Origin of the sequence: uncultured Bacteroides sp. (assembly GCF_949298305.1) — a bacterium.
Taxonomy (GTDB): domain Bacteria; phylum Bacteroidota; class Bacteroidia; order Bacteroidales; family Bacteroidaceae; genus Bacteroides.
Map to the genome: position 1 here is coordinate 1 of NZ_CASFWU010000151.1, position 4617 is coordinate 4617.

Genomic DNA, 4617 nt, shown 5'->3' on the forward strand with positions numbered 1-4617 from the left:
AAGTGGTTAAAGCTTTTTTGTAACAAATTGCATGGCATATTCCTTTTAATTTTGTACTTTTGTGCCCTCGAAATCATACCCTGTCTGATGCTGTACAGGGGCATGACCGAGCTAAACGATTATTTGATAATAAAATTTTAGGACGTTGAAGATTAAGAAAGTACTTGTGTCGCAGCCGAAACCGGCTTCAGAGAAATCTCCATACTACGACATAGCAGAAAAGTACGGCGTGAAAATAGATTTCCGCCCGTTTATCAAAGTGGAAAGCTTGTCTGCCAAAGAATTCAGACAGCAGAAGGTTTCAATCCTGGACCACACTGCCGTGGTGTTCACCTCACGCCATGCCATAGACCACTTCTTCCACTTGTGTACGGAACTGCGTGTGACCATACCCGAAACCATGAAATATTTTTGCGTGACGGAAGCCATTGCGCTGTACATCCAGAAATATGTACAGTACCGCAAGCGCAAGATTTTCTTTGGCAGCACGGGCAAGTTTGACGATTTGCTTCCTTCCATCGTCAAGCATAAGAACGAGAAATATTTTGTCCCGATGTCCGATGTCCATACGGACGAAATCAAGAACATGCTGGACAAGTGCAAGATACAGCACACCGAGGCCGTGATGTACCGCACGGTGAGCAACGACTTCACCGAAGGCGAATCGTTCGACTACGACATGCTGGTGTTCTTCAGTCCTGCCGGGGTTACTTCGCTGAAGAAGAACTTCCCCAACTTCGAGCAGAAGGAAATCAAGATAGGTACGTTCGGCTCCACCACCGCACAGGCCGTACGCGATGCGGGCTTGCGGCTGGATTTGGAAGCGCCCACGGTGCAGGCTCCCTCTATGACGGCTGCACTGGACTTGTTCATCAAGGAAAACAACAAAGACTGACCGTAGGGAGGGACGGCGCGTAAAGACCGTAGTCGCTCCTGCCGGTAATATGAATCATGGGCTGCGGGCCACGGGGGTGGTCTCATCTTGAATCTCCCCCGCGGTCTGCAGCCTTTTTCCGTTTTCAACCCATACCTCCCCATCATGGCAAATACGTTGCATAAGTCCGAAAGGCTGGACAAGAAGAAGGTGATTGAGAAGATGTTTGCGGGCGGTTCGCGCTCGTTCTCCGTCTTCCCCCTGCGTGTGGTGTATCTGCCCGTCGAAGGGCTGGAAGCGCCCGCCTCCATCCTGGTCAGCGTCTCCAAACGCCGCTTCAAGCGGGCCGTGAAGCGCAACCGCGTGAAGCGGCAGATACGCGAGGCCTACCGCCTGAACAAGCAGCCCCTGCTGGAGACATTGGCGCAGAAGGGCCTGCACATGGCTGTGGCCTTCATCTACCTGTCCGACGAACTGGTGGACACGGCGCTGATAGAGAACCGCGTCCGCACGGCCTTGTCCTACATAGTCGAGCGAGTCCGATGAAAAGGCTGCTTTCATACCTGCTCCTGCTCCCCATCTACTTTTACCAGAGGTGCATTTCGCCCATGCTTCCGCCTTCGTGCCGCTACACGCCCACCTGCTCGCAGTATGCCGTGGAGGCCATCCGGAAGCACGGTCCTTTCAAGGGACTCTATTTGGCAATACGGCGCATCCTGCGCTGCCATCCCTGGGGCGGCTCCGGTTACGACCCTGTGCCATGAATCTTCCGCTGGACATCCATACCCATCACCGCCCCCTGCCTGCGGGCAGCGCGGTGCTCAACTGCTTTGCCGGGGAGTTCCGTCCCGAGGCGGGCGGCTGGTACTCGGTGGGCATCCATCCGTGGCGGCTGGGGCAAAGCCCGTGGCAGGAGGAGGCCTTCCGCACTCGTTTTCAGGAGGCGGCAGCCCATCCGCAGGTGGTGGCCGTGGGCGAGGCGGGGATTGACAGGCTGGCCGACGCTCCCCTCGGCCTCCAGCTGGAAGCCCTGCGCTATCAGGCCGCCGTGGCCGAGGCCGTCCGCAAGCCCCTTGTCCTCCATCTGGTGAAGGCCGCCGCCGAACTGCTGGCACTGAAGCGGGAGTTGCGCCCCACCGTCCCCTGGGTGATACACGGCTTCCGCGGCAAGGCACAGCTGGCCGATACTTACCTGAAGCACGGTTTCTTCCTTTCGTTTGGCGAGAAGTATCAGGAAGAAGCCTTGCGGCGCGTGCCCCTTGAACGCCTGTTCATCGAGACGGACGAAAGCACGGTGCCCGTTGCCCGGCTGTACGAACGGGCCGCGGGGGTGAGGGGCCTGTCGGCCGACGAACTTCTGGAAGCCGTTTCGTGCAATGTGTGCCGTGTCTTTTTTGTGCATTAAGTTTTGTTACTTCAAAGAAAGGTCGTACTTTTGCGGCTGTAATAACTATCAATCAAATCATTAAACTATATATCATTCGATGAATTTTGTAGAAGAATTAAGATGGCGTGGCATGCTCCACACAATGATGCCGGGTACGGAAGAGTTATTGTCTAAAGAAATGGTTACGGCTTATCTGGGCATTGACCCTACGGCCGATTCTCTGCACATCGGACACTTGTGCGGTGTGATGATACTTCGTCATTTCCAGCGTTGCGGACACAAGCCGCTGGCGCTGATTGGAGGTGCGACAGGTATGATTGGCGACCCCTCGGGCAAGTCGCAGGAGCGCAATCTGCTTGACGAGGAAACGTTGCGCCACAATCAGGAGTGCATCAAGAAGCAGCTTTCCAAATTCCTGGATTTCGATTCCGATGCCCCCAACCATGCCGAACTGGTGAACAATTACGACTGGATGAAGGACTTTACGTTCCTCGACTTTGCCCGCGAGGTAGGCAAGCACATTACTGTGAACTACATGATGGCAAAAGAGTCGGTACAGAAGCGGTTGAACGGCGAGGCCCGCGACGGACTTTCGTTCACCGAATTTACCTATCAGCTGTTGCAGGGCTATGACTTCCTCCATCTCTACGAAACAAAGAACTGCAAGCTCCAGATGGGCGGAAGCGACCAGTGGGGCAACATCACCACGGGTGCCGAGCTCATCCGCCGCACCAACGGTGGCGAGGTGTACGCCTTGACCTGCCCGCTGATTACGAAAGCCGACGGCGGCAAGTTCGGCAAGACCGAAAGCGGAAACATCTGGCTCGACCCGCGCTACACGTCTCCCTACAAGTTCTATCAGTTCTGGCTCAACGTGAGCGACGAAGATGCCGAGAAATACATCAAGATATTCACCTCGATTGGCAAGGAAGAGATTGAAGCGCTGGTTGCCGAGCACAAACAGGCTCCCCACCTGCGCGTCCTCCAGAAGCGCCTGGCCAAGGAAGTGACCATCATGGTACACTCCGAGGAAGACTACAACGCGGCTGTCGAGGCATCCGCCATCCTCTTCGGCGGCGGTACGTCCGAGGCGTTGAAGAAGCTGGACGAGCAGACGCTGCTCTCCGTCTTCGAGGGCGTTCCTCAGTTCGAGGTGTCGCGCGACGCGCTGGCCGCCGGCGTCAAGGCCGTAGACCTGTTCGTGGAGAACGCGGCCGTGTTCCCCTCCAAGGGCGAGATGCGCAAGCTCGTACAGGGCGGCGGCGTTTCGCTGAACAAGGAGAAGCTCACCGCCTTCGACCAGGTAATCACCACCGCCGACCTGCTGGACGACAAGTACCTGCTGGTGCAGCGCGGCAAGAAGAACTATTACCTGATTATTGCGAAGTAAGCATACACCTTATTATATATAAAAAGAAGGTGTGTCAAAACTAAAAGTGGCTGACATCTTGTAGCTTTTTAGGCACGGATTACGCGGATAACACGGAGAAAGAAGAATAATAATCCGTGAATTTTAATTTGACACACCTTGTTTTTTTGTTATTGTGGCAAGGGAGTCCTTTGTTGCCGTGGCAAGGGAACCTTTGCCGCTGTGGCAAGGGAACCTTTGTTGCTGTGGCAAGGGAACCTTTGCCGCCGTGTGTGCCGACCAGTTCGGATATAACCGATGTCAGCAGTTCAGCTCCAGCATCTCTTCGATGTACTCGCGCGTATTGCTCAGGCGGGGAATCTTGTGCTGTCCGCCCAGCTTGCCTTTCCGGTCGAGCCAGTCGTGGAAGAGGCCTTGGCGGGCCACGATGACCTCGAGCGGCTGCAGGGCCAGGTTGTTCTGGCGTTTGGCTTCGTAGTCGGAGTTGACTTCCTTCAGCGTGTCGTCCAGGATGCGGGCGAATTTCTCCAGGCTGTCCGGCATCTGGGCAAACTCGATGAGCCACTGGTGGCGGCACTTGGCGTGCTCGTCCATGAAGACCGGTGCGGCGGAGTAGTCGGTGATGCGGGCGCCCGTCTCGGCACAGGCGCGTGCCAGGCCCTTTTCGGCGTTGTCCACGATGAGTTCCTCGCCGAAGGCGTTGATGAAGTGCTTGGTACGGCCGGTAATGACAAACTTGTAGGGGTTCCTGGAGGTGAACTTCACGGTGTCGCCTATCATGTAGCGCCAGAGCCCGGCCGAGGTGGAGATGACCATGGCATAGTTCTTGCCCGGCTCCACTTCCGTCAGGCTGCAGATGCGTGGCTGTTCCTTGCCTACGTCTTCCAGGGGGATGAATTCGTAGAAGATGCCGTAGTCTATCATCAGCAGCATGGCCGGGTCGGCCGGGTCGCTCTGTGTGCCGAAGTAGCCTTCGGAGGCGTTGTA

7 protein-coding genes are annotated in these 4617 nt (G+C 56.0%); 6 read left to right on the plus strand and 1 reads right to left on the minus strand.

Translation table 11 applies throughout. The features are described from left to right. The 6 genes from Q1Y74_RS13695 to tyrS form a co-directional block, all read left to right on the plus strand. Window positions 1-141, plus strand: a 141-nt coding sequence (locus Q1Y74_RS13695; RefSeq protein ID WP_300814855.1) for a DUF4271 domain-containing protein, incomplete at its 5' end; no start/stop codon positions are given. A gap of 4 nt (window positions 142-145) precedes the next feature. Beyond that, on the plus strand, window positions 146-895 hold the full coding sequence (locus Q1Y74_RS13700) for a uroporphyrinogen-III synthase (protein WP_300814849.1): 750 nt from the start codon (window positions 146-148) through the stop codon (window positions 893-895). Between the two features lie 144 nt (window positions 896-1039). Beyond that, complete coding sequence (gene rnpA / locus Q1Y74_RS13705) at window positions 1040-1420, plus strand: ribonuclease P protein component (RefSeq protein WP_300814850.1); 381 nt, start codon at window positions 1040-1042, stop codon at window positions 1418-1420. Then, entirely contained in the window at window positions 1417-1638 is a 222-nt protein-coding gene (gene yidD / locus Q1Y74_RS13710; protein ID WP_300814851.1) for a membrane protein insertion efficiency factor YidD, read from the plus strand. Before rnpA ends, yidD begins: the two co-directional genes overlap by 4 nt. Beyond that, window positions 1635-2279: a TatD family hydrolase gene (locus Q1Y74_RS13715; RefSeq protein ID WP_300814852.1), complete on the plus strand. Its 645-nt coding sequence runs from the start codon at window positions 1635-1637 to the stop codon at window positions 2277-2279. Before yidD ends, Q1Y74_RS13715 begins: the two co-directional genes overlap by 4 nt. Window positions 2280-2358: 79 nt before the next feature. Next, window positions 2359-3651 (plus strand): tyrosine--tRNA ligase, encoded by a 1293-nt coding sequence (gene tyrS / locus Q1Y74_RS13720; protein ID WP_300814853.1) that lies wholly within the window; start codon window positions 2359-2361, stop codon window positions 3649-3651. A 279-nt stretch (window positions 3652-3930) separates the two neighbouring features. Here tyrS and Q1Y74_RS13725 read toward each other — a convergent pair. Further along, on the minus strand, window positions 3931-4617 hold a 687-nt coding region (locus tag Q1Y74_RS13725), incomplete at its 5' end, for a GH3 auxin-responsive promoter family protein (RefSeq protein WP_300814854.1).